The 1,411-nt window shown below is 51.0% G+C and carries 1 rRNA gene; it reads right to left on the bottom strand.

The annotated features are described in order from the left end of the window. Window positions 1–57: 57 nt before the first annotated feature. A 23S ribosomal RNA gene (locus BM252_RS00005) occupies window positions 58–1,411 on the bottom strand; the annotation flags it as partial.

The following is a 1,411-nucleotide window of genomic DNA, read 5'->3' as shown; positions in this document are numbered from 1 at the left end:
ATGTCTCAACAACTCAGGCGACACGTAGTTCTTATTCTTACAACCTGCTAAGGTTATAGGGACAAGCCGTACGGGCAATTAGTACTGGTTAGCTTAATGCATTACTGCACTTCCACACCCAGCCTATCAACGTCCTGGTCTCGAACGACCCTTCAAAGAGCTCAAGGCTCTGGGAAATCTCATCTCAAGGCAAGTTTCCCGCTTAGATGCTTTCAGCGGTTATCTCTTCCAGACTTAGCTACCCGGCAATGCCACTGGCGTGACAACCGGTACACCAGAGGTCTGTCCACTCCGGTCCTCTCGTACTAGGAGCAGCCCCCTTCAAATTTCCAACGCCCACGGCAGATAGGGACCAAACTGTCTCACGACGTTTTAAACCCAGCTCACGTACCACTTTAAATGGCGAACAGCCATACCCTTGGGACCGGCTACAGCCCCAGGATGTGATGAGCCGACATCGAGGTGCCAAACTCCCCCGTCGATATGAACTCTTGGGAGGAATCAGCCTGTTATCCCCAGAGTACCTTTTATCCGTTGAGCGATGGCCCTTCCATACAGAACCACCGGATCACTATGTCCTACTTTCGTACCTGCTCGACTTGTCAGTCTCGCAGTTAAGCACGCTTATGCCATTGCACTATCAACACGATGTCCGACCGTATCTAGCGTACCTTCGAACTCCTCCGTTACACTTTAGGAGGAGACCGCCCCAGTCAAACTGCCTACCATGCACTGTCCCCGATCCGGATAACGGACCAAGGTTAGAACCTCAAACAAACCAGGGTGGTATTTCAAGGTTGGCTCCACGAAGACTGGCGTCCCCGCTTCAAAGCCTCCCACCTATCCTACACAGATTGGTTCAAAGTCCAATGCAAAGCTACAGTAAAGGTTCATGGGGTCTTTCCGTCTAGCCGCGGGTAGATTGCATCATCACAAACATTTCAACTTCGCTGAGTCTCGGGAGGAGACAGTGTGGCCATCGTTACGCCATTCGTGCAGGTCGGAACTTACCCGACAAGGAATTTCGCTACCTTAGGACCGTTATAGTTACGGCCGCCGTTTACTGGGACTTCAATCAAGAGCTTGCACCCCATCATTTAATCTTCCAGCACCGGGCAGGCGTCACACCCTATACGTCCACTTTCGTGTTTGCAGAGTGCTGTGTTTTTATTAAACAGTCGCAGCCACCAGTTTATTGCAACCCGTTCACCCTTCCACAGTAAAGTGGTCAAGCTACAAGGGCGTACCTTTTCCCGAAGTTACGGTACCAATTTGCCGAGTTCCTTCTCCCGAGTTCTCTCAAGCGCCTTAGAATACTCATCTCGCCCACCTGTGTCGGTTTGCGGTACGGTCTCGTATGACTGAAGCTTAGAGGCTTTTCTTGGAACCACTTCCGATTGCTTCACGAATA

Source organism: Rugamonas rubra (genome assembly GCF_900114705.1).
Classification (GTDB): Bacteria; Pseudomonadota; Gammaproteobacteria; order Burkholderiales; family Burkholderiaceae_D; genus Rugamonas; species Rugamonas rubra.
The sequence above is the reverse complement of the archived record's forward strand: the minus strand, read 5'-3'. Positions and strand labels throughout refer to the sequence as shown.